Origin of the sequence: Pseudarthrobacter cellobiosi (assembly GCF_023913755.1) — a bacterium.
GTDB lineage: Bacteria > Actinomycetota > Actinomycetes > Actinomycetales > Micrococcaceae > Arthrobacter > Arthrobacter cellobiosi.
Genome location: NZ_JAMXBJ010000038.1, coordinates 1 through 23573, shown reverse-complemented (window position 1 = coordinate 23573; position 23573 = coordinate 1). Strand labels below are relative to the sequence as shown.

Here is a 23573-nt window from a genome sequence, read left to right as displayed (position 1 = left end):
GGCCAGCACATGTCCGCTCCGGCACCGTCCACCTCAGTTTCCCCGGCTCCGCGCATCGTCATTGCCGGGGCCGGGCCCGCCGCACAGGCGCTGGTCCGCCAGCTGGACGGTGCCCGCTTCCGCGGCACCGTCACCATCCTCAGCAACCGGGACGACGCTCCCGCCGAGCTCCTGGAGCTCGCAGAGCTGCCGCAGGTATCAGTCCGCTTCGGCCAGCCAGCCAGCTTCATCGACGCGGAGAACCGCTCCGTCACCACCGCCGACGGCATGGAACTCAGCTACGACGAACTGGTCATCGCCACCGGATCAGCGCCCGTTGCGTCCCCCGTGGCGGGCGCCGGCCGCTGCCTGAGCTACTCCACGATCGACGACGCCGCCCGGATCGGCGACGCCGTCAAGGAAGTGACGCGGGAACTGGGCCGGCGGCCACTGGGGATCCTCGTGGGAACCGGCGCGGCAGCGGGCCAGGCCGAAGCGGTGCTGCGGGCACGCGGCGTCAGGCCCATCCGCACAACGGTCCGGCCGGCCGCCGTGGTGCACTCCATCGCCGGCTCAGGTCTGACCGCCTCCGGGGTTGTCTTCGAGGACGGCAGCAGCATGAACGGCGACCTGGTTGTCCTGGCCGAAGAGCGGGTTGCCCGCGATGGACTCGCCGCCAGCGCCGGACTCGCCACCGCCCGCAACGGCGGAATCACCATCAGCAAGGACTTCAGGACATCGGTCGCCGGCGTCTGGGCCATCGGCGACGCCGCCGCGTTCGACGGCGTGCGGCTGGGACTGCTGGTCGCGGCGGCTTCTGCCGCCGGCGCCTGCGCCGCACAGCTGATGACCGCTACATCAGCGGCGGAAGGCGTGGCCGCGGGTGCGGAAGGCGTGGCCGCGGGTGCGGAAGGCGTGGCCGCGGGTGCGGCGGAGCGCGTGCCTGCGGCCGCGTAAGCGTCCGCCCGCCGCGACACCCGCTGTGACAAGATGGTCACCTGAACAGCCACGCACTACGTGGCTCCGGCGGCCCACAAGGCCACATGGAAAGGACCATCATGAGCAACGCAGCCACTCCTACCGACCAAACTGGAGCCGGTACGGTCTCAGCGTCGGGCAACATCGCTTCCTACATCGACCACACGCTGCTCAAGCCCGAGGCCAGCGAGGCGGAGATCCTCAAGGTGTGCGCCGAGGCCGCCGAGTACCACTTCAAGTCAGTCTGCGTTAATCCCGTCTGGGTCAAGACCGTCAAAACCGCGCTCAAGGGGTCCGGGGTACTGACGTGCTCGGTGATCGGCTTTCCCATGGGTGCCACGCCCAGCGACGTGAAGGCCTTTGAAGCCCGCGGCGCAGTGCTGGACGGCGCTGACGAAATCGACATGGTCATCAACATCGCAGCCGCCCGCGCCGCTGACAAGGGTGCGCTGGTGGACGATATCTCCGCCGTCGCGGAGGCGGTCCACGCGGGCGGGGCCATCCTGAAGGTCATCATCGAAACCGCGTTGCTCAGCGATGACCAGAAGGTCCTGGCCTGCCAGGCGTCCGTTGAAGCGGGGGCGGATTTCGTCAAGACCTCCACGGGGTTCAACGGCGGGGGTGCCACTGCCGAAGACATCGCCCTGATGCGCCGCACCGTAGGCCCCGATCTCGGCGTCAAGGCGTCCGGCGGCGTACGTTCGCTGGCTGACGCGCAGGCTATGATTGCTGCAGGTGCAACACGTATTGGTGCCAGCTCCGGCATTGCCATCGTCAAGGGTGAACAGGGTTCATTCAGCTACTGACACCGGCCCGGAGCAGCCACAGTTTGAGCCCCGCGGGGCCGAGGAGGAAAGAATGTCCAACAAGACCACAGAGTCCGGCAACGCCACGGTACAAACCCCCCAGAACGAGAACAGCCTCCTGGGCAGCATCCTTCTGTTTGTACCCATGATGGCGCTATTCCTGGGCTCCATCTACTCCCTGTCCTTCCTCACTCTCGGCAACCCGTGGCCGATGGCCGTCTGCCTTGGCCTGTTTTTCCTGGCGTTCTGGATCCCGCAGACCATCACCGGCCGCTCCGATTCAGCCGGCGGGAAGTAAGACTCCATAACTCAAAAGGCTGGGGCTCCGGATTTTCCGGGGCCCCAGCCTTTTGGGTTCTGGCCGCTTAAGCACTGGCGGATTAAGTGTTGGCCGCGTCAGCACTAACCACGTCAGCCCGCGCCGAGCAAGCGGCTGACCGTGGTCTTTCCGATCGCCATGGCTGCCGGGAAATGTGCCTTCGCCAACGACCAGGCCGCTACGCACATGCCCACCATCGCGTAGGCGCTCACCGGGATCAGCACCAGCCACTCGCGCCGGGAACCCGCGCGGCCCAGCAGCGGCAAGGAAAAGGCGCCGTTGGCTTTCCAGACGTCATTGAGCACCGGCAGCTTCCGGAGAAACTTCGGTGGCTTGATGACGATCGGCCAGAGCAGCGGCACGCCCCCGGTGGTGATCATGTCCCCCACGATGTGGACCACTACCCCGGTCAGCATCGAGACGGGCAGCCAGGTCCACTGCTCCGGCGCGAACCAGGCCACCAGTCCGGCCATGGCCAGGGCAAAGATCCAGTTGCTGATAAATCCTGACTTGGGAAACAGCTTCAGCGCCTTGGCCGCAATGTTGATCATGAACATGCACAGCAGGCCGGCACCCACGGACAGCAGGCCCCAGTCCGTCCGCAGCTGGAACTGTCCGGCCATCATGGCCAGCAGCACAAAGAACGCCGCACCGAGCACCGAGTGGGTGCCTTGCCGGTGCCCGCCGCTGGCGTTCTCAATACCCACAGCAATCAGGTTGGACAGCGGCGGCAGCGAGTTGGCCACGGTGCTGTGGCGGTGGTCCCAGTCGCACACGAGCGCCGTCCCCGCCGTCGCCATCCCGCCGATGAGGATTCCCGTGGCGTCCAGCGGATACCAGCCCAGCGTGTACGGCCCCGTTGAGGCAATAGCTACCCACGCCGCGGCCCCCGACGCGGCGTGATGTCCTCCCATCAAGCTCTAACCCCTTACTGCCGGAGCGGCAAGTGGTGCGTCGGAGAAGATGTTGCGGATGACCCCATTGGCCCATTCCAGGATTTCGGCGTCCTGCAGGTCGCGGCCGCCGATCCTCGCCGTCTTGGGCTTCGGAATCAGCACCGCGTCCAGGGCCGGCTTGGACTGCGAACCCGGGTACATCCGGGCCAGCCGCATCAGCTTCGACTCCGGCAGCTGCGCCGGCGAGAACTTGATGAAGTTCCCCTGAAGCGCGACGTCGGACAGGCCGGCCTGGCGGGCACCCACCCGGAAGCGGGCCACGGCAATGAGGTTCTGGACCGGCAGCGGCGGCTCACCGTAACGGTCCACAAGCTCGGCCAGGACCTCCTCGATGGCCTCGTACGTCAACGCGGAGGCCAGCTTGCGGTAGGCCTCCAGCCGCAGCCGCTCCCCCGGCACATAATCGTGCGGGAGGTGGGCGTTGACCGGCAGCTCGATCTTCATTTCGGCGGCCTTTTCCTCGGCGTCGCCGCGGAAGTCGGCCACCGCCTCACCTACCAGGCGGATGTAGAGGTCGAAGCCCACGCCCTGGATGTGGCCGGACTGCTCGCCGCCCAGCAGGTTGCCGGCGCCGCGGATTTCGAGGTCCTTCATGGCCAGCTGCATGCCGGCTCCGAGCTCGTTGTGGGTGGCCACGGCCTTGAGGCGTTCCAGGGCCACCTCGCCCAGGGGCTTCTCGGACGGATACAGGAAGTAGGCATAGGCGCGTTCACGGCCGCGGCCCACCCGGCCGCGGAGCTGGTGCAGCTGGGAGAGGCCGTACTTGTCGGCCCCGTCCACGATCAGGGTGTTGGCGTTGGAGATGTCCAGTCCGGTTTCGATGATGGTGGTGCACACCAGGACGTCGAAACGCTTTTCCCAGAAGTCCACGATGATCTGCTCCAGCCGGCTCTCGGACATCTGTCCGTGCGCCACCTCAACACGTGCTTCCGGAACCAGTTCACGGATCTTCGCGGCCGTCCGGTCGATGGTGGACACCCGGTTGTGCACAAAGAACATCTGGCCTTCGCGCATCAGCTCACGCCGGATGGCCGCCGAGGTCTGCTTGTCCGTGTACGGGCCCACGTATGTGAGGACGGGGTGGCGTTCCTCCGGCGGGGTGGCCAGCGTGGACGTTTCCCGGATGCCGGTCAACGACATCTCCAGGGTCCGCGGAATCGGGGTGGCGCTCATGGCCAGCACGTCCACGTTGGTCCGCATTTTCTTCAGTGCTTCCTTATGCTCCACACCGAAGCGCTGCTCCTCGTCCACGATCACCAGGCCCAGATCCTTGAACGCGAAGTCCTTGGACAGCAGGCGGTGGGTGCCGATGACGACGTCAACGGAGCCGCTCTTGACGCCCTCAACGGTCTCTTTGGTTTCCTTGGTCCCTTGGAACCGCGACAGGGCTTTGACCCGCAGGGGGAACCCGGAGAAGCGCTCGGTGAACGTTTCGAAGTGCTGCTGGGCGAGCAGGGTGGTGGGCACGAGGATCGCCACCTGCTTCCCGTCCTGGACCGCCTTGAACGCGGCCCGGACGGCGATCTCGGTTTTGCCATAGCCCACGTCGCCGGACACCAGGCGGTCCATGGGGATCTCGCGCTCCATGTCCGCCTTGACCTCATTGATGGTAGTCAGCTGGTCCGGCGTCTCCACGTACGGGAAGGCCTCCTCCAGCTCACGCTGCCACGGGGTGTCCGGCCCGAAGGCATGGCCCCTTGAGGCCATCCGCGCGGAGTACAGCCGGATGAGCTCGCCGGCGATCTCCTTGACGGCCTTGCGTGCCTTGGACTTGGTGCTGGCCCAGTCGGAGCCGCCCATTTTGCTGAGCACAGGGGTATCGCCGCCAACGTAGCGGGTCACCTGGTCCAGCTGGTCGGTGGGGACAAACAGGCGGTCCCCGGGGGCGCCGCGCTTGGACGGGGCGTATTCCAGGACCAGGTACTCGCGGACGCCGTCTCCGCCGCCGGCCACCTTGCGCTGGATGAGTTCGATGAAGCGGCCAATGCCGTGCTGTTCGTGCACCACGGAATCGCCGTTGACCAGCTGCAACGGGTCCACGGCGTTCCGCCGCTTGGACGGCATGCGCCGCATGTCCTTGGTGGAGCCCGCGGAGGTCCGTCCCAACAGGTCCGCTTCGGTGAGCAGCCCCAGCTTGAGGCTGTCCAGGACAAAACCGCGTCCGACGGCGGCAGTGGTCACCTCGATGATGCCCGCCTGCGGCTCCTTCTCAAGGGTGTCCACCCTGGCGCAGGGGATGTCGGCGTCGTGGAAAAGTTCCGCCAGGCGCTGCGCCGGGCCGGGACCCTCCGTGGCCACCACGATCCTCCACTGGTCCCGGACGTGGGAGCCGATGAAGTCCATCATCTCCGCCACATCACCCTGGTACCCGCGCGGTTCGCGGGCGCGGAGGTTCAGGACGTCAATCTCGGGCAGCAGCTCCTCGTCAGTGGCCAGCGACGTGATGGACCACCAGGACACCTCGTGCTCCAGCGAGAAGCTCCGGGTTTCGGCCAAGGAACGGAAGCTGGCTGAGTGCAAAGCTGCCGACGCCTGCGAACTGAGGTCCAGTGGAGCCGTGCCGCCATCCGAGGCCGTGGACCAGGCTGCTTCCAGGAACTCCTCGTTGGTGGCCGCAAGATCATGTGCGCGCCTGCGGACCTTTTCCGGTTCAATGATCACCGAGATGGACCCGGCGGGCAGCTGCTCCACGAACGGGACCATGGCGTCCACCAGCACCGGGGCCAGGGATTCCATCCCTTCCACGGCGATGCCGCCGGCGATCTTCTCCAGCATGTCCGCGGCCGCGGGCAGCTGCGCCTTCAGGGTGGCCGCGCGCGACATCACCGACGGCGTGATGAGGATTTCGCGGCAGGGCGGGGCGTGGAGCTCGGCGGGGTGGTGCACCCCGGGCGCCGACAGCGAGCGCTGGTCGGCCACCGCGAACCAGCGCATCTGGTCCACCTCGTCGCCGAAGAACTCCACACGGATGGGATGGTCCTCGGTGGGCGGGAAGACGTCGATGATGCCGCCGCGGACGGCAAACTCGCCACGGCGGGTGACCATGTCCACGCGTGCGTAGGCGGCATCGGCAAGGCTCCGCACCACGCTGGAGAACGGCATGTCCTGTCCCACCTTCAGGGTGACCGGAACCAGGTCACCCAGCCCGGCGACGATCGGCTGGACCACCGCGCGGACCGGTGCCACCACCACACGCAGCCGGCCCGCCGTCGAACTTTCCGGGTGCGCCAGGCGGCGCAGGACGGACAGCCGGCGGCCCACCGTGTCGGAGCGGGGTGAGAGCCGTTCGTGCGGCAGGGTTTCCCAACTGGGGAACTCGGCCACTGAATCGGCCGGCAGGTAAGCGCGCAGGGCCGCTGTCAGATCCTCCGCTTCGCGTCCCGTGGCGGTGACCGCCAGAACTACGGGAGGGAGCCCGCCGTCGGGAGTTCCTTCGTCGGAGCCGGCGTCCAGGCCGTCTGCCATTTCCGCCAGCAGGACGGCGCGGAGTCCGGCCGGCGCGCTGATCTGGTAGTCCTGGCCCCGCACGTCAAAACCCCTGGCCGCCTCCGCCTGGACCCGCGCGAACGTCTGGTCTTCTGCCAGGACACGGCGCAGTCCGGTCAGCGAGGGACCACCGTTGGACGGGCCAGGATGGGACGGGCCAGTGGGGCTCATGGCGGAAACTCCTGTGGGTTCATGGGATCGCAGGCAACACGAAAGCCCGAAATTCACTTCGAATCCCGGGTCATCCCAGCCTACCCCTGCCCCGGGGCCCGCCGGGCACCCCGTTGCTAAGCTTGCTGAGGAAGCGCGCCTATTGCGCGCCTCCGCCTGGCCGGCCTGAGGAGCTTTCAGTGAGCGATAGCAATAGTCCGAGCGACACTCCCACCACCGTGGCACCGGGGACGGCGCGAACCGTCCTGGTGACCGGCGCCACCGGCTACATCGGCGGCCGCCTGGTCCCCCGACTGCTGGAAGCCGGGCATACCGTCAGGGTCCTGGTCAGGACCCCGGCAAAGATCGCCGGCGTGCCGTGGCTGGGCAAGGTTGAGGTCATCGAGAGCAGTCTCGACGACGGCGGAGCCCTGGAGCAGGCGCTGGCCGGCGTCGACGTGCTCTACTACCTCGTCCACTCCATGGCTTCCGGCGCCGGCTTCGAGTCCAAGGAAAAGGCCATGGCGGAAACGGCCGCCACAGCTGCCGCCGCGGCCGGCGTAGGCCGGATCGTCTACCTGGGCGGCCTGCACCCGGCCGACGTGGAACTGTCCACCCACATGCGGTCCCGGGAAGCCGTGGGAAAGGTGTTCCTGGACAGCGCGGTGGACTCGGTGGTCTTCCAGGCCGGGGTGGTGATCGGTTCCGGGTCCGCGTCCTTCGAAATGATCCGCCACCTGTCCGAAACGCTTCCGCTGATGCCGGCCCCGAGCTGGGTGCGCAACAAGATCGAGGCGATCGCCGTCAGGGACGTGCTGCACTACCTTGTGGGCGCCGCATCCTTGGACGGGCCCGTCAACCGCACCTTCGACATCGGCTGCCGGCAGGTCCTGAGCTACGCGGGCATGATGAAGGAATACGCCGCCGAGGCCGGGCTGCCGTACCGGGTGGTGCTGGCTCTGCCCATTCCCGCCCCGAGGCTCGCCGGCGTGTGGGTGGCCCTGACCACGCCCATCCCGCTGTCCATGTCGCTCCCGCTCGTCGAGTCGCTGCAGCACGATGCCGTGTCCCGCGAGCACGACATCGACGCCCATATCCCGGTTCCGGCGGGCGGCCTGACCCCGTACCGGCGGGCCGTTGCCCTCGCCCTGGGCAGGGAGCGTGACGGCCAGGTGGAAACCACGTGGTCAAATGCCGGGGCCGACGCCGATCCGTTGCCCAGCGATCCGGACTGGGCAGGCCACACGGTCTACGTCGATGAGCGGACCTTCCACGGCGATGTTGATCCCGCCCACGTGTGGACCATCATCGAAGGTATCGGCGGCCGGAACGGCTGGTATTCCCTGCCGCTGGCATGGCGGGTACGTGGCTGGCTGGACAAGCTCACCGGCGGCGCGGGCCTGCTGCGGGGACGAAGGCACCCCGGCACCCTGGCCTCGGGCGAAGTGGTGGACTGGTGGCGCGTGGAACGGATCGAGCGCGGAAAACTGTTGCGCCTCCGCGCGGAGATGCGCGCCCCCGGACGGGCCTGGCTTGAACTGTCCGTCGAACCTGACGGGACGGGCAGCCGCTACCGGCAGCGGGCCATTTTCTTCCCCAAGGGCCTCAGCGGAAAGCTCTACTGGCTTGCCGTGCTGCCCTTCCACAGCCTCATATTTCCGGCGATGGCACGGAACATCACCACGGCGGCGCAGAAAATCGCCGGCGCCGACAGCGCGGAGGCCGGTTCCAACAACACGCAGGGCTCCCCGTAGGATGTGGGGAGCAAAAAGCGTTCTGACCTACACATCACTGGAGGACCCATGGCACTGAGTGCAACCACTACCCTTCCGCACGCCGTCGACAGCGTCGCTGCCGTCTTCATCAACGAGGACTTCCAGCGGCACACGAGCCAATTCGTTGGCGGCACACTTGAATCCTTCGAGGTGGCCGGAGACGTTGACGGAGTATTCAGCACCACCTCGGTCCGCACGCTGCCCACCACCCGGCTGCCGGAGATCGCCCGTAAGTTCGTGGGCGAAAAGCTCACTGTGACGCAGGTGGAGAACTGGGACGCCCCGGCGGCCGACGGTTCCCGCCAGAGCAACATCACGCTGAAGATCGCCGGCGCCCCCCTTGATGTGACCGCGGTCCAGCGGCTCGTCGCGGAGGGCGGCAGCACGCGCATTGAACTCGAAGGCAACGTGACCTCCTCCGTCCCGTTCCTGGGCGGCAAGATCGCCGAGGCAGCTGAGCCCATGGTGGCCAAGGCCTTGAACATCCAGTCACAGCAGGCCCAGGCCTGGCTCGAAAGCCACTAAGGCCATGCAGCTCCCCCTGTTGGCGGGCGTGGTCCTGATCATCGCCGGCCTCTGGTCCCTGGTGGTCTGGCCGCAGTTCCTGCGCCGCGTGATGAAGGATCCCAGGGCGCGGGACGCCGCCGGCAAGGCCACAAAGTTCCTCACCGTCCACGTGGTGCTGGTCAGCATCTCGCTGGTGCTGGGAGCTGCCACTGCCATGATCGGGGTTATGGGCCTGCTCCGGTAGGCTGGACACAGGTGCGCCGGGAAGTCTGGTCGGCAACAGTTTTGCCGACCCCTTAATTCCAGGAGCCACCCATGGCCAAGCGCCCATCCCGCCCCGCCTTCGCTGCCAGAGTCCTCAGCCGCTCAAGCTACCCCGAATTCCTGCGGATCTCAGAGATCCTCAGGCTGGAAACAGCCGGCGGTGCCCTCCTTTTGCTGGCCACAGCCGCGGCCCTCATCTGGGCCAACTCGCCGGCGGCTGAGGGCTACTTCGCGCTGCGTGACCTGAAAATCGGCTATGAGCCCTGGCACCTCCGGCTCTCTCTGGGGCATTGGGCGTCGGACGGCCTCCTGGCCATCTTTTTCTTCCTGGCCGGCCTGGAACTCAAGCGGGAGTTTGTCTCCGGTGAACTCCGCAAAGTGTCCAAGGCGGTGGTTCCGGTGGCCGCGGCCGTGGGCGGCGTGGCAGTTCCGGCCCTGATCTACACGCTGGTGAACCTGGGCCAGGACGCCGAGAGCCTGCGGGGCTGGGCCATTCCCACAGCCACCGATATCGCCTTTGCCCTGGCCGTGCTGGCCGTCATCAACACCCACCTGCCTGCGGCCCTCCGGACCTTCCTGCTCACCTTGGCCGTAGTGGATGACCTGCTGGCCATCGGCATCATCGCCTTCTTCTACTCGTCCGGACTGCAGCCGCTCTTCCTGTTAGCGGCACTGGTTCCGCTGGGGCTGTTTACCCTGCTGGCCCAGAGGAGGATCCGTAGCTGGTACCTGTTGCTGCCGCTGGCCGCCGCCACCTGGGGACTCGTGCACGCTTCCGGTATCCACGCCACGGTGGCCGGTGTGCTGCTCGCTTTTGCCGTGCCGGTACTGGCGTCGCGGAAACGTGGTGAGGCGGGTTCCGGTATGGCTGAGTCCCTGGAACACCGGCTCCGCCCGCTTTCGGCAGGTTTCGCCGTCCCGGTCTTCGCCTTCTTTTCCGCCGGAGTTGCCGTGGGCGGCCTCGACGGCTTTCGGTCGGCCCTGGCGGATCCCGTGGCGGTGGGAATTGTGGCTGCCTTGGTGGCCGGCAAAACGATTGGCGTGTTCGGTACTACCTACCTGATCACTAAGACCACCAGGGCAAAGCTCGACGACGGCCTGGCCTGGATCGATGTTGCCGGCCTTGCGATTTTGGCCGGAGTGGGCTTCACGGTGTCGCTGCTGATCGCCGAGCTGAGCTTCGGTGCGGGTTCGGCCTACGATGACCACGCGAAGGTGGCCATCCTCACCGGATCACTGGTTGCCGCCCTGCTCGCCACCGTGGTGCTCCGGCTGCGGAACCGGCATTACCGCGCAGTGGAACTTGCGGAACGGCATGATGCTGACGGCGACGGCATCCCGGACGTTTTCGAGCACCGGGGCTGACAGCGGCGCGGACCGGCCTCGGCCCGGCTTCGGCCCGTGCGGGCCTAGGCTGCCTGGTTCAGGGCGTCCTCGGCGGCCACCCAGGAAATCATGGCGCACTTAACGCGCGCGGCGTAGCGGGCCACACCCTCGAAAGCCGCGGCGTCGCCCAGGATCTCGGGATCGGCGTGGATCTTCCCGCGCGAGCGGAGCACTTCGCGGAAGTTGCCAATGACGGCGTGGAGCTCGTCCACGGTCATCCCCTCCGCGAGTTCGCTGAGGACCGACGCCGATGCCATCGAGATGGAACACCCTTCGCCGTCCCAGGAGATCTGCGCCACCTTGCCGTCTTCCACAGCCACCCGCAGGGTCACTTCGTCGCCGCAGACCGGGTTGAGCTGGTGGGACTGGCCCGTGGACGCCCCCGCCGGCGCGGCGATGCCTGCCAGCCCGCTGCCGTGACGGGCTTTGGAATGGTCAAGGATGATCTGCTGATACAGCTGGTCAAGGCTCATGGTGGTGTACCTTCGGTGATCGCGCTAGACGCGGAAGTAGGAACGGACCCCGGCGACGGCTTGCAGGAAGGCATCGACGTCGTCGGTGGTGTTGTACAAGTAGGCGCTTGCCCTGGTGGTTGCGGTCAGGCCCAAGCGGCGGTGCAGCGGCTGGGCGCAATGGTGACCCACGCGGACGGCGATGCCCCGGGAATCCAGGAATTGCCCGACGTCGTGCGCGTGCACACCGTCGACGTGGAATGCGGCAAGGCCGATCCGTTCCTGTCCGGCGGCGGGCCCCAGCACGCGGATGCCGGGAATGGACTCCAGCCCCGCCACCATCCGCTGACCGAGCTCCGCTTCCCAGCGGTGCACGCGGTCGAGGCCGGTTTCCGTGAGGTAGTTGGCTGCGGCGGCCAGGGCAACGGCCTGCGAGATGCGCTGGGTGCCGGCCTCGAAGCGCTGCGGCGCTGGCAGGTACTCGGCCCGTTCCATGGTCACCGTGGTGATCATGGAACCGCCCGTGAGGAACGGCGGAAGCACGTCCAGGAGGTCCTGCTTGCCGTAGAGGACCCCGATTCCGGTAGGCGCCAGCATCTTGTGGCCGGAGAACACGGCGAAGTCGACGTCAAGCTCCTTGACGTTCAACGGCAGGTGCGGTGCTGACTGGCAGGCGTCCAGGACCACGAGGGCTCCGGCCTGCCGCCCCAGCGCAACCAGTTCCTGTACGGGATTAATTGTGCCCAACACGTTGGAGGCGTGGGTGAACGCCAGAACCTTAGTTTTGCTTCCCAGGATCTCGGCCGCAATATCCAGCCGCAGGGCACCGGCGTCGTCGATGGGGATATAGCGCAACGTGGCGCCGGTGCGGAACGCCAGTTCCTGCCAAGGGATGAGGTTGGCGTGGTGCTCCATTTCGGTTACCACGATCTGGTCACCCGGGCCCACTGCGAGGTCTTTGAGCCGGGCGTCACCGCGCCCCTGCGCGGCCCACAGCGCGGCGTTGGACAGTGCGTAGCTGACCAGGTTCAGGCCTTCGGTGGCGTTGGAGGTCCACACCGTTTCCGCGTAATCGGCACCGATGAAGTCCGCTATGGTCTGGCGGGCATCTTCGAAAACCTCTGTGGCTTCCACGGCAAGATAGTGGGCACCGCGGTGCACCGCAGCGTTGCGCTGTTCGTAAAACTCCTGCTCAGCTTCGATGACACTCAGCGGGTTTTGCGAGGTGGCGCCCGAATCGAGGTACACCAGGGGCTGGCCGTTCACCAGCTGGCCAAGGACGGGGAAGTCGTTTCGAATCCTGAGGACTTCGGCGTTATCCATGGCGGGCACTGCGCGTTCCAGCGTGGCAGGCGTTGATACTAGGGCCAAAGCTAACTCCTTGAGATGCCAATGGATTGACACTCAATTGTCCCACAACACCACTGTGGCGGCGGCCCGATGGGCAACCGCCACAGCAGCTCCGGGCTTCAGCCCGCGGAGGTGAGGGCCGGCGACGGCTGGGGGGAGAGTCTCGGTCTCAGAAGACTCTGACGTCGCCGGCCCCGCTTCGATCCAGCCCCAGGGGCCGGAAATTTGCTTCAAAAAGAGGCCTGAAAGTCCGTTGGCCGGACCGCGGTTTTGGCTCCGTGTTTTCCTGCCGCACTAAGTCAATCGCATGCTGAAGCTCAGCACACGAGTAGGCAGTACTCTACTTTTTTGGGCCAGGGCTACGCGTTTCCGGACGTCCGTACGCAGGGTCCCGGACGCATGGCGTCCGTACGCAGGGTCCCGGACGCATGGCGTCCGCAGGCAGGCCTAGTGCGGAAGGGCTGAAGCCAGTTCGTCGCGGCTCCGCACGCCGAGTTTGACGTACGTCCGGTAAAGGTGGCCCTCCACAGTACGCACGGACACCATGAGCCTTTGTGCGATCTCCCGGTCGGTGAGACCTTGCACAGCGAGCTCTACGATGTCCTGTTCCCGGCGGGTGAGGTGCACGCTGGGTGCTGCGGCGATGAAGTGGCCTTCCCGGAACCGCTCGCCCAGTTCGTGGTCACACTTCTCCCGCAGGGCCACCGCCTGACGGGCCCGCCGACGCTCGCCGGAGCTCTCCAGGACGGTGCTCGACCGCGCGTAGGCTTCCCGCGCAAGGTTCACGAATCCCGCGCCTTCAAGCATGGCTGCCGTTTCCATGATGGAATCTGCGTCCGCGGACTCCCAATGCCCCGCCAAGGTGAACATTGCCGCGGCCCAGCGGCCTTCAACGCTCCCCGCCAGTGAGTGGACCAAAGGGATCACGGAATGATCGCCCAGGTCCCAGCAGAGAGCCAAGAGTTCCAGGAGTGTCCCGGCCCGGGTGGTCACCTCGGGCGTGGTGGCCAGTGTGTGGAGGGACGCCAAGCCTTTTCCGTCATGCGCCACATACTCGGATGCTGCTGCGGCGTACGCCTTTGCAAGGAGTCCGTAGCCGGTGGAGCCCTGCGGTGAATCCTTGTAATCCAGCTCAAGCCGGCCGGCCTGGGCGGCGTCACCGAGTCTCGCCGCTACATAAAACGCCAGCCCGGAACCAAACCGGAACATCTGCAGCGGATCGTTGAGCCTCAAGGTCTCCACCGCCGGCAACAGCGTTTGGTAGGCGCGTTCCATCCGCCCCTGCCGCAGCAGCGAGTAGCCACGGAGCACCTCGAGGCTGCCGCCGAAATATGCGACACCCCGCGGCTGTCCGGCAGCATAGTTCGCCAACTCCCCTTCCGCCAAGTCCCACTCCCCCATGGCCAGGTAATCTGCCACCAGGCGGCCAAGGACAAATTCATTGAAGAAGAACACGCCACCCTGCAGGGAGGGAAGTTCCGAGACTGCCAGCAATGCGGTATCCAGCCCCTGGACGGCACGTCCGGCCGAGGCGAGCGAATGGGCCAGCAGCGCCAGGCCCACAGCACGCAGGGCGTCGTCCGTGGCATCGCCGGCGCGGCTGCTCCGAAGTTCCTGGACCTCGGCCTCCAAGGCCTGGTGGTTGCCTGCCTCGCAAAGTTCCAAAAGACGGAATAAGCGCTCCTGCCAGGGCCCGGCCGTCGCACCGGCTGTCGCTTGGGAATTCGGCGGCACAGCATCCGGGCAAGCCGTCATGGCGCCTGAACGCTGAAGCGCTTCGCGGGAATCGGCTGCGAATACTGACAGCGGCGTTCCCAGTGCCTGGTGGGCCATGGCCCTGAGCATCAGGACCGGAACAGCCCAGGCGCCGTTCCCCAGCTGCAGCCAGCATCCGTCCAGGAGCTTGGCCGCACCCACAAAGTCGCCTTCATTGAACAAGGCCCGTGCCTGGACAGCCTGTGCTTGCGGCACGAGGTCCGGGTCCGCGACCTTCGCCGCCATCGTCCGGCTGCTCCGGTTCCGGGAGTGGACCAAGGCGGTGCCGGCCGCTTCAAGCAATTCGGGATCGGATATTTTCAATCCACATTCGAGGGCCCATTCCACGGCCCTCATGCTGCCTTCTGACCCTTCGGGAGCGGTTCCCAGCTGATCCCGGATCTTTTCAAGCAGCTGCAGGCTCCGGGACACCGAGATACTGGTGCGGAGCGCCTCACCGAACACGGAGTTCCAGATCCGGAGATCGGCTGGGACGCCGGAACTTTCCACCATCATCTGCTGGTCCAGCAGCGTGCGCACCACTTCGGCGCCAAAAATGTCCTCGATCACCTTCCGGCTCACGGGCCCGGCGAGGGCGACAAGTTTCAGTACTTCCTGCTCTTCCGGGCTGCGCCGGAGCATGTCCTTCACCACCACCTCGGTGAGCCTGGGTCCGTCGGCAGGCAAGGGGCCCAGCAGCATCCAGATCCCGTTCCGCTTTGCGAGTTCGCCCCGCTCTGCGGCATCGTGCAGCAAGGCGTCAAGAATCCGCGGATTTCCGCCTGACGTGCTCCAGATAGTGTCGATGGTTCCGGACGGGACTGTACCATCAAGTGCGTGAGAGAGGACTTCCTCGATCTGCTCCCGGTTCATGGGACGGAGATCCACACGGTCAGCCAGGCCGTCATACCAGAGTTGCGCGAGCGGCTGGGGCAGCCCGGGCCGCGGCCTGCCGGCAGCAAGCACGGTGGCCCAGCCGGCGGAGATCATGTCGGCCACGATGCTGGCCGTTGCCTCGTCCAGGTGATGGGCGTCATCCATCACCAGAAGCAACGGGGTATCCTTGCCGGCTTTCAGCTTCTCAAAGTACCTCCACACGGACCGCAGCACAGCCACCGGAGACACGGAGTCTTCGGCCGTCAGCTCCGCCGTGTAGGGCGCCAAAACTCCAAAGGGAACGCCGGACAGCGACGAACTTCCATGGATCTGAACAATGATCATCTCCTGGGAAAGCCGCTCGGTGATGGCCTCGGTCAGAGTTGACTTCCCGATGCCCGGGCCCGCCATGAGGAACACGGCCTGGCTCGTGCGGCTGCGAATGATGTTGCAGATCCGGTCCAGCGGTTCACGCCGGCCAGTGAGCAGTCGATATGGCGTTCCCGGTTTGGCAGCGTGGCCGTTAGACGAGTCCAGTCAGATCACCCCTGGACGTCACTCCGAGCTTGGTAAAAACCTGGTAAAGGTGGCCTTCCACAGTGCGCACGGACACGCCCATCTCCACAGCAATGTCACGGTTGGACGCGCCCCGGCCGGCCAGCCGCGCGATCTGCCGCTCCCTGGCGGTCAGCAGCGGGCTGCCGCTGCTCGGCACGATCGGCAGGCTTGCCACGGTGGCTGCGAGGATGTCCAGCCGGGCCTGTGCAGTCCTGGCGGAGACCGAGTCACCGGCCTGCCGGGCGTAGTCAACGGCCAGCGCCATGCACCGGGCCTCAACGGCATCCAGTTCCAGGGTGGCCGCCAGTTCCCCGCCGGCAAGCAACGTTTTGGCGTCGCGGGTGCGGCTGCCCACGGCGATCAGCCGCGAAATTTCCGCCAAGGGGCCCTGGCGATGCCCGGCCACTTGTTCCATCAGCCGGAAGTCCGCTTCCGTGCCGTTGACCGTGGCTCCGAGCAGGCTGATCCCGGCCAGGGTGAACCTGCCTGCTGCGATGTCACGGCGAGCTGACTGCTTGAGACGGGTGGCCGCGTCATTGTCCCCCAGCCATCGGGCGGCCATATCAGCGCAGAATTCGGTGCGGCTCCGGGTGGCATGATCAGCGGCACCTGCCGTCCGCTGCAGCCTGTCAAGATACTTCCGGGACTGCCCGGCATTGCCGATCTGCGCATACGCGAAGGCGATGGCGGCGTAGGCGGCGCGGAGCATGCTCTGGACGGGCCGCAGTTCCAGCTGGGCAGCGGCCGAGAGCAGCGAATCAAGGGCAACGGCGCCGCGACCCGAGTACACGTAAGCGATGCCGGCCGCGAGCTCCGCGGCGGCGCTCCGGTAAGGGAGCCGGTGGAACTCGCGCGCGGAAGGCGGATCCAGAAGGTCGATGCACCGGCGCCATTGCCCTGCCATCAGGAGCACGTTGTACGCTCGGCCGGCGAACCTCTCGCGCAGCCCCACGATCTCGGCGGCGTCCGAGATCTGCCCGCCCAACTGCCTCATCAGGCTCAGGGCGTCCATTTCCCGCCCGGCCATGGACAGGGCGCTCATGAGGATCACCGCTGAGTTCATCCTGAACCAGGTGTCCGGATTCTGCCCGGGGTCCGCAGCGGCTTCCAGTGCCGGCAAGGCGGAGGCGTAGTCCCCCACGAAAGCCTGGTACTCGAATTCGCTGAGGCTGATCCGGTTGGCCGCAGCAGCCAGCGGCTCCGGCCAGCCCTTCGCGATTCCTGGCTCCACGTCCAGCCGCTCCCGTGCCGTCTGCAGCAGCGCCGGCACCCGGGCGGTGTGTTCGGGGAGCCAGACCATAACCCGAGATTTGGCCGCGACCACCCGGGCGAACTCCTCAACGTCCAGGTTGTCCAGCTGCGGCTGGGAAATATCGTCCAGTGCTGCCATGGCCTGCACCGGGAGGTCCATGAGCAGGTACGCTGCCGCTTTCTGCCGCTGGGCAGGCACCCATTGAGGGTCATTCCGCTTCAGCGTGTCGGCATACTTGAGGGCAAAATGAGGGTCAAAGAGCTGCACTGCGGCCTCGGCAGCGGCCAGCGCCATGGCCGGACTCAGCTCCGCCTCGCATTCCTGGGTCCAGGCGCCGAACGCCATCAGTTCTTCCACCGTCATCGTGGCAGGGTCAGGTTCCTTGCCGCCCAGGAGCAGGCTCCGCAGTTCCCTTCGCCGAGTGATGCTGAGCCAGGAGCGGACAACGTCGCCGAGGTACTTTTCACGCAGTGAAACCCATCGGTTGTCCGAAGCATCGATCTCCAGCAGGCCCGAATCCTCCATGTCCGCCACCACACCGGCACCGTACACGGTGGTCAGCCTTGACAGTTCCACGCTGCGGGCGCAGGAAAGCATCTCGATGACATCCCGTTCCTCCGGAGACTTCCGGGTCCACTGGGACCGGACGATGTCGTCGAGGCTGGCCGCGCCGTCGAGCACCACCTTGTCCCGAAGAGTCCAGACGGAGTCCGACAGAACCAGGTTCCCCGAATGCTGCTGCTCGGTTACAAGCGCTTTCAGGAGCAGGGGGTTGCCGCCAACCATGGTGTGGAAAGTGCTGACCAGGGAGGACGAAACGCGGTGGCCCAGCAGGGAAAGCAGCACCTGGCGGGTCTGCAGCTCATTGAGGTTGTCCAGCCTGACCTCGGTGAGCCGGCGGTCGTTGAGGAGCCAGTGGAAGTCGGCCGGAAGATCACTAACCATGGGTGCCACGGCCACCATGCGGGCGGTCCCGGTCAGGAGGATGTTGAGCAGGACGCCAGCGCTCATATCATCAAAGCTGCCGGCGGTGTCCAGGGTGATGACACACTGGCGCCCCGCGGCATCGCTTTTGATGAGGGACGTAATGCCACGGAGGATGGCTGTGGGCGACCCCATGTACGCCTGGGGAAGACGCGCCAGCAGGAAAGCCAGGCAACCGTAGGGTGTTGTGCCGGACGACGGTCCGCTGCGCAGCTGCAACGTCCAGATATCCGGGCCAAGCTCGGCGACGGCTGTCCTGGCCAAGGATGATTTACCTACACCGCGTCCGCCGGTGATGACGACTCCCAGGGAGTCGAGGCTGGTCAGGGCGATACGGACCGCCTCGAGGTTGGCGCTCCGCGCGGGCACGGACCATCGCTGCGGCTCTGATACGCCAGCAGTGTCGGTGCGCAGCTCAAGGTCGTTGAGCGGTGACCCACGTCCCCAGCTGAGTGGCTCGATTGACATGAACTTGTCCCCTACATCCCACTAAAGCGGGATAAGCCCCATCGCTCCCCCGCTTAGGAAGAAGACTACCCCTTGGCACACGCAGGTAAACAGGGACAGGCGGTTTTAAGTTTTATTGCTGAACGTCTGACCTAGCCGGATGGAACTTCTGCTGGGCCGCAGTCAGTCCTTCCCTGACCAGCATCTCCACCGCATCAGCCGCCTCATCGAGCAGGAACGGAAGGTCCTTGCGCTCTGCAGTGCCAAAATCGCGCAGGACATAGTCTGCAGTGTCCATCCGCCCTGGAGGGCGGCCCACGCCCACCCGTACCCGCAGGTAATCCTTGGTGGCCAGCGCCTTGGACATGTCCCTGAGGCCGTTGTGGCCGCCCTCACCGCCGCCGCATTTCAGCTTTATGGTGTTGAACGGAATATCAATCTCATCGTGCACCGCGACAACATGGTCAGGATCAATGCCGTAAAAATTTGCCAGGCCGGCCACCGGGCCGCCGGAAACGTTCATATAGCTCATCGGCTTGGACAGCACCACCCGGGGACCGCCGATCCCCAGCCGTCCTTCGAGCACCTGGGCGCGTGCCTTGTGGGTTTTGAACTTGCCGCCCATCCGGCCCGCGAGTTCGTCCAGGACCATCTGGCCGACATTGTGCCGGTTGCCCTTGTATTCGGCCCCGGGGTTTCCGAGGCCAACGATCAGCCAGGTGTCAGTCATTATTCAATCCTAAGGTGGTCCGGACATGGCTGTGGCCGGACCCCGACAGGGCCCGGCCACAAATAAAGCGGTGCCGTTATTACTCGCCTGCGACTGCGGCTGCGGAGTCAGCCTGTGCCTCTTCCTCAGAGACCTCAGTGGCCTCGGAGATGTGGACAACCAGTGCGTCGGCGTCGGCCAGCAGGACCGAACCCTTCGGCAGGACCAGGTCGGAAGCGTGGATGTGCTGTCCGGCGGAGCGGCCTTCAATGTCGACCTCGATGGCGGTGGGCAGGTGGGTTGCCTCGGCCTCAAGGGAGATGACGGTGAGTTCCTGGTTGAAGACGCTGCCCGGAGCCAGTTCGCCAACGATGTGAACCGGGATGTCCACGGTGACTTTCTCGCCCTTGATGACGGTCAGCAGGTCGATGTGCTCGATGATCTGCTTGATGGGGTCGCGCTGGACGTCCTTGACCAGGGCCAGGTGCTCTTCGCCGTTGACGTCCAGGGACAGGAGGGCGTTGGCTTTGCGGACTGCCAGCGTGGTGGCCTTGGCCGGAAGCGTGATGTGGATCGGCTCGGCGCCGTGGCCGTAGATGACGGCGGGGATCAGGTTGGCCATGCGCGCACGGCGGGCGAAGCCCTTGCCGAATTCGGTGCGTACTTCTGCTGCGAGCTTCTGCTCAGACATGTGTATCTCCTCGGAAGACTAAAAGGTGTTCAGCAAGGGCGGAGGTCTGTTACGACCTTCAACGCCGGGCGGCCGTGAGGCGGCCCTTCCAGAAGGGAGATTCAGACCCAGTCGATAACGGAGACCTGCAGACCGGTTTCCCGGATGCTCTCCCTCGCCAAGGTATCGTGAAAAAGCTTACCAGCGCCGGACCCAATTACAGAAAACGGCGGTGATTGAGCCTGATTGCGGTGGTTGAGCCTGTCGGGTTTCGACGGGCTCAACCACCAAAAGCTTGGAGATTCAAGCGTTGCCGTCGAACAGGCTGGTGACCGAACCGTCGTCGAACACTTCGCGGATGGCCCGGGCGATCAGCGGTGCGATGGACAGCACCGTCAACTGCGGGAACTGCTGATTCGCAGTGAGGGGCAACGTATTGGTGACCACCACTTCGCGGGCGCCGGACTCGGACAGCCGCTGTGCCGCCGGCTCGGAGAAGACAGCGTGCGTCGCGGCGATGATGACGTCTTTGGCCCCGGCGTTCTTCAGGACCCGGACTGCACCGGAAATGGTGCCGCCGGTGTCGATCATGTCGTCGATCAGGACGCAGGTCCGGCCCTCAATCTGGCCCACAACGGTCTTGGAGACGGCCTGGTTGGGAACGGTGAGGTCACGGCTCTTGTGGACAAACGCCAGCGGCGCTCCGCCCAGGCGTTCGGCCCACTGCTCCGCGACGCGCACCCGGCCGGTGTCCGGCGACACCACGGTGACGTTGTCGGCGGCGACACGCGTGCGGATGTAATCGGCCAGGAGCGGGATGGCCATGAGGTGGTCCACAGGCCCGTCGAAGAAGCCCTGGATCTGCGAGGTGTGCAGGTCAACGCTCATGATGCGGTCAGCGCCGGCGGTCTTGTACAGGTCCGCCACCAGGCGGGCGGAAATAGGCTCGCGGCCGCGGCCCTTTTTGTCCTGCCGCGCATACGGGTAGAACGGGGACACCACGGTAATGCGCTTGGCGGAAGCCCGCTTCAGCGAATCGATCATGATCAGCTGTTCCATGAGGTGGTTGTTCAACGGAGCCGGGTGGGCCTGGATGACGAACGCGTCGGTTCCCCGGACGCTTTCGCCGGCGCGGACGTAAATCTCCCCGTTGGCGAAGTCGTAGGCATCAACGGGCAGCAGCTCGGTACCCAGTTCCTTGGCGATTTCCCGCGCCAGTTCGGGGTGCGCCCGCCCAGCGGCAAGCACCAGCTTCTTCTCGCCGCGTGCCGTAATTTCGCTCATTATCGCTGGTCCTCTTCTGTCGATGCTGGGGTATGTGAGGAATCTGAGGTGGCCGCCTGCGCCAGTTCCGCCGAGCGTGAGCCGGGGCGGTTGGCCACAACCCAGCCCTCGGCGTTGCGCTGCGCTGCAACGGACAGGACGAGCGCCCCTGCCGGGACGTCCTTGCGGATCACCGCGCCGGCGCCGCTGTAGGCACCGTCCCCCACGGTGACCGGTGCAACAAAGACCGTGTTGGAACCTGTGCGGACGCCCGAGCCGATCACCGTGCGGTGCTTCTTCTCGCCGTCGTAATTGGCCGTGATGTTGCCGCAGCCAATGTTAGTGTCCTCGCCGATTTCGGCGTCGCCGGCGTAGCCGAGGTGGGAAAGTTTGGAGCCGCGGCCAATCGTGACGTTTTTGGTTTCGTAGAACGCACCGATCTTGCCGGTGTCGCCGAGCACTGTGCCGGGACGCAGGTACGTGAAGGGGCCGACGGCGGCGTCCGCGCCGATCACGGCACCGGAACCGTGGGTGCGGGTCACCTTGGTGCGCTCGCCGATGCTGACATCGGTCAGGGTGGTGTCGGGGCCGACGACGGCGTCCCTCGCCACGGTGGTGGCGCCGTGCAGCTGCGTGTTCGGCAGGATGCGGACGTCCTCGTCCAGGGCGACGGCGGAATCGATCCAGGTGGTGGCGGGGTCAACCACTGTGACGCCGGCGCGCATCCAGGCTTCAACGGTGCGGCGGTTCAGTTCCGCGCCGAGGGCGGAGAGCTGCACACGGTCATTGGCGCCCTCCACCTGCCAGCGGTCTTCGGTGACCACGGCGGCAACCCGGCCGCCCGACTGCCGCGCGAGGCCCAGCACGTCGGTGAGGTACTTTTCACCCTGCGAATTGTCGGTGGTGATGTGGACCAGCGCGTCACGGAGAACATCGGCGTCGAAGGCGTAGATCCCGGAATTGACCTCGCGGATCAGGCGTTCGGTTTCCGTTGCATCCTTGTGCTCGCGGATGCCGGTCACGGAGCTGTCATCACCTCGGAGAATGCGTCCGTAGCCCGTGGCATCATCCAGCAGCGCGGTGAGCACGGTGACGGCATTGGCCTCCCGCTCATGTGTGGCCACCAGGTCCGCCAACAGGCTGCCGGTCAGGAGCGGAACATCGCCGTAAGTAACTACTACGGTGCCTGCGAGTTTTTCCTGGGCGTCCAGTGCCTGCACTGCCACCTCAACGGCGCGGCCGGTGCCGGGGACGTCGTCCTGGTCCACGATCAGGGCTTCGGGGTCTAGCTCCTTCAGGTGGCGGGCAACCAGATCCCGCTCGTGTCGGACCACCAGGGCCAGCCGTCCGGGGTTAATGCTGCGGGCTGCCAGCAGGGCGTGGCCCACCATGGACCGGCCGCCGATTTCGTGCAGGATCTTCGGCGTACGGGATTTCATCCGGGTACCGGCGCCTGCTGCCAGAACAATGACGGCGGCTGGGCCGGTAGTCTCGGGGATCACGTACGGGTTCTCCTTGCTTGGTTGCGCGTTGCGCTGGGCGCGGTGCCTGTCCGGCCAAAATCCACGGCGGGGCACCGAGTTCATCCTACTGGACGGTCTTCGCACAGCTGTTCCGCCCATAGGATTCGAACCTATACTCCACGGCTCCAAAGGCCGGGGTGCTGCCATTACACCAGGGCGGACCATGCCACAGGCGCAAAGGCCAAGGCACAAGTATTTATTTTGCCATGGCTTCAGGGCAGCCCGCGACATTGGCGGGAATCACGGCAGCCAGGCCTCTGTCCCACCACGGGTTCCAACTGTTTCAGCGTGCTAGGGCATGATGGAAATGTGAGCAATAACCCACCCCGGACACGGATGACAGGCGTACAGCGGCGCAGCCAGCTGATCGACGTCGGCCGTGGCCTTTTTGCCGCGCGCGGGCTCGACGGGACCACCATTGAGGAAATTGCGGCCTGTGCCGGTGTTTCCAAGCCCGTGATCTACGAACATTTCGGCTCCAAAGAGGACCTCTACACGCAGGTGGTGGACTTCGAGTTCCACATCCTGCTGGACTCGATCACCGCTGCCCTGACCGAAGAAGGCAAACCACGGGTCCTGGTGGAACGCGCCGCCCTGGCCCTCCTCACCTACATCGAGGACCGCGCGGAGGGCTTCCGGATCCTGATGCGGGACGCCCCGCCGTCGCAGCCCGAAGGCGCCTTCTCCACCCTGCTGTCCCAGGTCACCGCCCGCGTGGAACACATCCTGTCCGACGAATTCCACCGCCGCGGCTTCAGCGCCCAGGACGGCGCCATGTACGCGCAGATGCTCGTGGGCATGGTGGCAATGACCGGCCAATGGTGGCAGGACAGCCGCCAGCCCGACAAACACACCGTAGCCGCGCACCTGGTCAACCTCGCCTGGAACGGCCTCACAGGCCTCCAAAAAGACCCCGAGCTCCGCACCGAAGATTCAGCGCGAACGGACACTTAAGCCCCTGCGCGAGCGAAGTGTCCCGGGGTTGCGTGCGCTCGTGGTCACCTACGCGGCGCAGGAGCCCTTCGCCGTCGCTTAGCCTCGATCCACCGATCCGCCTGGGCGGATGAGCTGAATTCGGTTTCGGCTCGTTGTGCGGGCGAAGGGCGTGCTGGGGTGCCGGGCCTCGCT

Annotated in this window: 18 protein-coding genes and 1 tRNA gene; 8 read left to right on the top strand and 11 right to left on the bottom strand. The window is 65.9% G+C overall.

All coding sequences use genetic code 11. The features are described 5' to 3' along the window. Nucleotides 1-9: 9 nt before the first annotated feature. The 3 genes from NG696_RS06620 (at nt 10) to NG696_RS06610 (ending at nt 2061) form a co-directional block, all read left to right on the top strand. Nucleotides 10-936, top strand: coding sequence for an FAD-dependent oxidoreductase (locus NG696_RS06620; protein ID WP_252566280.1), 927 nt, complete (start codon nt 10-12; stop codon nt 934-936). Nucleotides 937-1037: 101 nt separating this feature from the next. Further along, entirely contained in the window at nt 1038-1763 is a 726-nt protein-coding gene (gene deoC / locus NG696_RS06615) for a deoxyribose-phosphate aldolase (protein ID WP_252566283.1), read from the top strand. Nucleotides 1764-1815: 52 nt separating this feature from the next. Continuing rightward, entirely contained in the window at nt 1816-2061 is a 246-nt protein-coding gene (locus NG696_RS06610; RefSeq protein WP_252566286.1) for a hypothetical protein, read from the top strand. A 113-nt stretch (nt 2062-2174) separates the two neighbouring features. On the opposite strand, the gene NG696_RS06605 is transcribed toward NG696_RS06610, so the two are convergent. Both NG696_RS06605 and mfd read right to left on the bottom strand, forming a co-directional pair. Beyond that, complete coding sequence (locus tag NG696_RS06605; protein ID WP_252566289.1) at nt 2175-2996, bottom strand: metal-dependent hydrolase; 822 nt, start codon at nt 2994-2996, stop codon at nt 2175-2177. A gap of 6 nt (nt 2997-3002) precedes the next feature. After that, the gene (gene mfd / locus NG696_RS06600) at nt 3003-6695 is read right to left on the bottom strand and encodes a transcription-repair coupling factor (protein WP_252574864.1); all 3693 of its coding nucleotides are present in this window, start codon (nt 6693-6695) and stop codon (nt 3003-3005) included. Between the two features lie 179 nt (nt 6696-6874). Here mfd and NG696_RS06595 point away from each other — a divergent pair, with 179 nt between their 5' ends. The 4 genes from NG696_RS06595 to nhaA all read left to right on the top strand — a co-directional run bounded on the left by NG696_RS06595 (nt 6875) and on the right by nhaA (nt 10585). Further along, the gene (locus NG696_RS06595; RefSeq protein ID WP_252566295.1) at nt 6875-8428 is read left to right on the top strand and encodes an SDR family oxidoreductase; all 1554 of its coding nucleotides are present in this window, start codon (nt 6875-6877) and stop codon (nt 8426-8428) included. A gap of 48 nt (nt 8429-8476) precedes the next feature. Continuing rightward, the gene (locus tag NG696_RS06590) at nt 8477-8974 is read left to right on the top strand and encodes a DUF2505 domain-containing protein (protein ID WP_056348089.1); all 498 of its coding nucleotides are present in this window, start codon (nt 8477-8479) and stop codon (nt 8972-8974) included. Nucleotides 8975-8978: 4 nt separating this feature from the next. Further along, complete coding sequence (locus NG696_RS06585) at nt 8979-9200, top strand: SCO4848 family membrane protein (protein ID WP_252566298.1); 222 nt, start codon at nt 8979-8981, stop codon at nt 9198-9200. Between the two features lie 71 nt (nt 9201-9271). Beyond that, a complete protein-coding gene (nhaA, locus tag NG696_RS06580; protein WP_252566301.1) occupies nt 9272-10585 on the top strand; it encodes a Na+/H+ antiporter NhaA in 1314 nt (437 codons plus the stop codon). Nucleotides 10586-10629: 44 nt separating this feature from the next. Here the strand turns inward: nhaA and sufU are convergent, their stop codons facing one another. The 9 genes from sufU to NG696_RS06535 form a co-directional block, all read right to left on the bottom strand. Continuing rightward, a complete protein-coding gene (sufU, locus tag NG696_RS06575) occupies nt 10630-11079 on the bottom strand; it encodes a Fe-S cluster assembly sulfur transfer protein SufU (protein ID WP_252566303.1) in 450 nt (149 codons plus the stop codon). Nucleotides 11080-11103: 24 nt separating this feature from the next. Continuing rightward, on the bottom strand, nt 11104-12429 hold the full coding sequence (locus NG696_RS06570; RefSeq protein ID WP_252566306.1) for a SufS family cysteine desulfurase: 1326 nt from the start codon (nt 12427-12429) through the stop codon (nt 11104-11106). A gap of 426 nt (nt 12430-12855) precedes the next feature. Beyond that, nucleotides 12856-15528 carry a helix-turn-helix transcriptional regulator gene (locus NG696_RS06565; protein WP_374211188.1) on the bottom strand — a complete coding sequence of 891 codons (2673 nt, stop codon included), beginning with the start codon at nt 15526-15528 and terminating at the stop codon, nt 12856-12858. A gap of 34 nt (nt 15529-15562) precedes the next feature. Next, a complete protein-coding gene (locus NG696_RS06560) occupies nt 15563-18301 on the bottom strand; it encodes a LuxR family transcriptional regulator (RefSeq protein WP_252566309.1) in 2739 nt (912 codons plus the stop codon). Nucleotides 18302-18413: 112 nt separating this feature from the next. Continuing rightward, nucleotides 18414-19010, bottom strand: a complete 597-nt coding sequence (gene pth, locus NG696_RS06555) for an aminoacyl-tRNA hydrolase (RefSeq protein WP_252566312.1) — start codon at nt 19008-19010, stop codon at nt 18414-18416. Nucleotides 19011-19089: 79 nt separating this feature from the next. Next, nucleotides 19090-19680: a 50S ribosomal protein L25/general stress protein Ctc gene (locus NG696_RS06550; protein WP_058929619.1), complete on the bottom strand. Its 591-nt coding sequence runs from the start codon at nt 19678-19680 to the stop codon at nt 19090-19092. Nucleotides 19681-19962: 282 nt separating this feature from the next. Beyond that, a complete protein-coding gene (locus NG696_RS06545) occupies nt 19963-20943 on the bottom strand; it encodes a ribose-phosphate diphosphokinase (protein WP_252574862.1) in 981 nt (326 codons plus the stop codon). After that, nucleotides 20943-22424: a bifunctional UDP-N-acetylglucosamine diphosphorylase/glucosamine-1-phosphate N-acetyltransferase GlmU gene (gene glmU, locus NG696_RS06540; RefSeq protein WP_252566315.1), complete on the bottom strand. Its 1482-nt coding sequence runs from the start codon at nt 22422-22424 to the stop codon at nt 20943-20945. Before glmU ends, NG696_RS06545 begins: the two co-directional genes overlap by 1 nt. A gap of 110 nt (nt 22425-22534) precedes the next feature. Beyond that, nucleotides 22535-22606, bottom strand: a tRNA-Gln gene (locus NG696_RS06535). A 148-nt stretch (nt 22607-22754) separates the two neighbouring features. On the opposite strand from NG696_RS06535, the gene NG696_RS06530 reads away from it, so the two are divergent. Continuing rightward, entirely contained in the window at nt 22755-23399 is a 645-nt protein-coding gene (locus NG696_RS06530; protein ID WP_252574859.1) for a TetR/AcrR family transcriptional regulator, read from the top strand. Nucleotides 23400-23573: the final 174 nt, after the last annotated feature.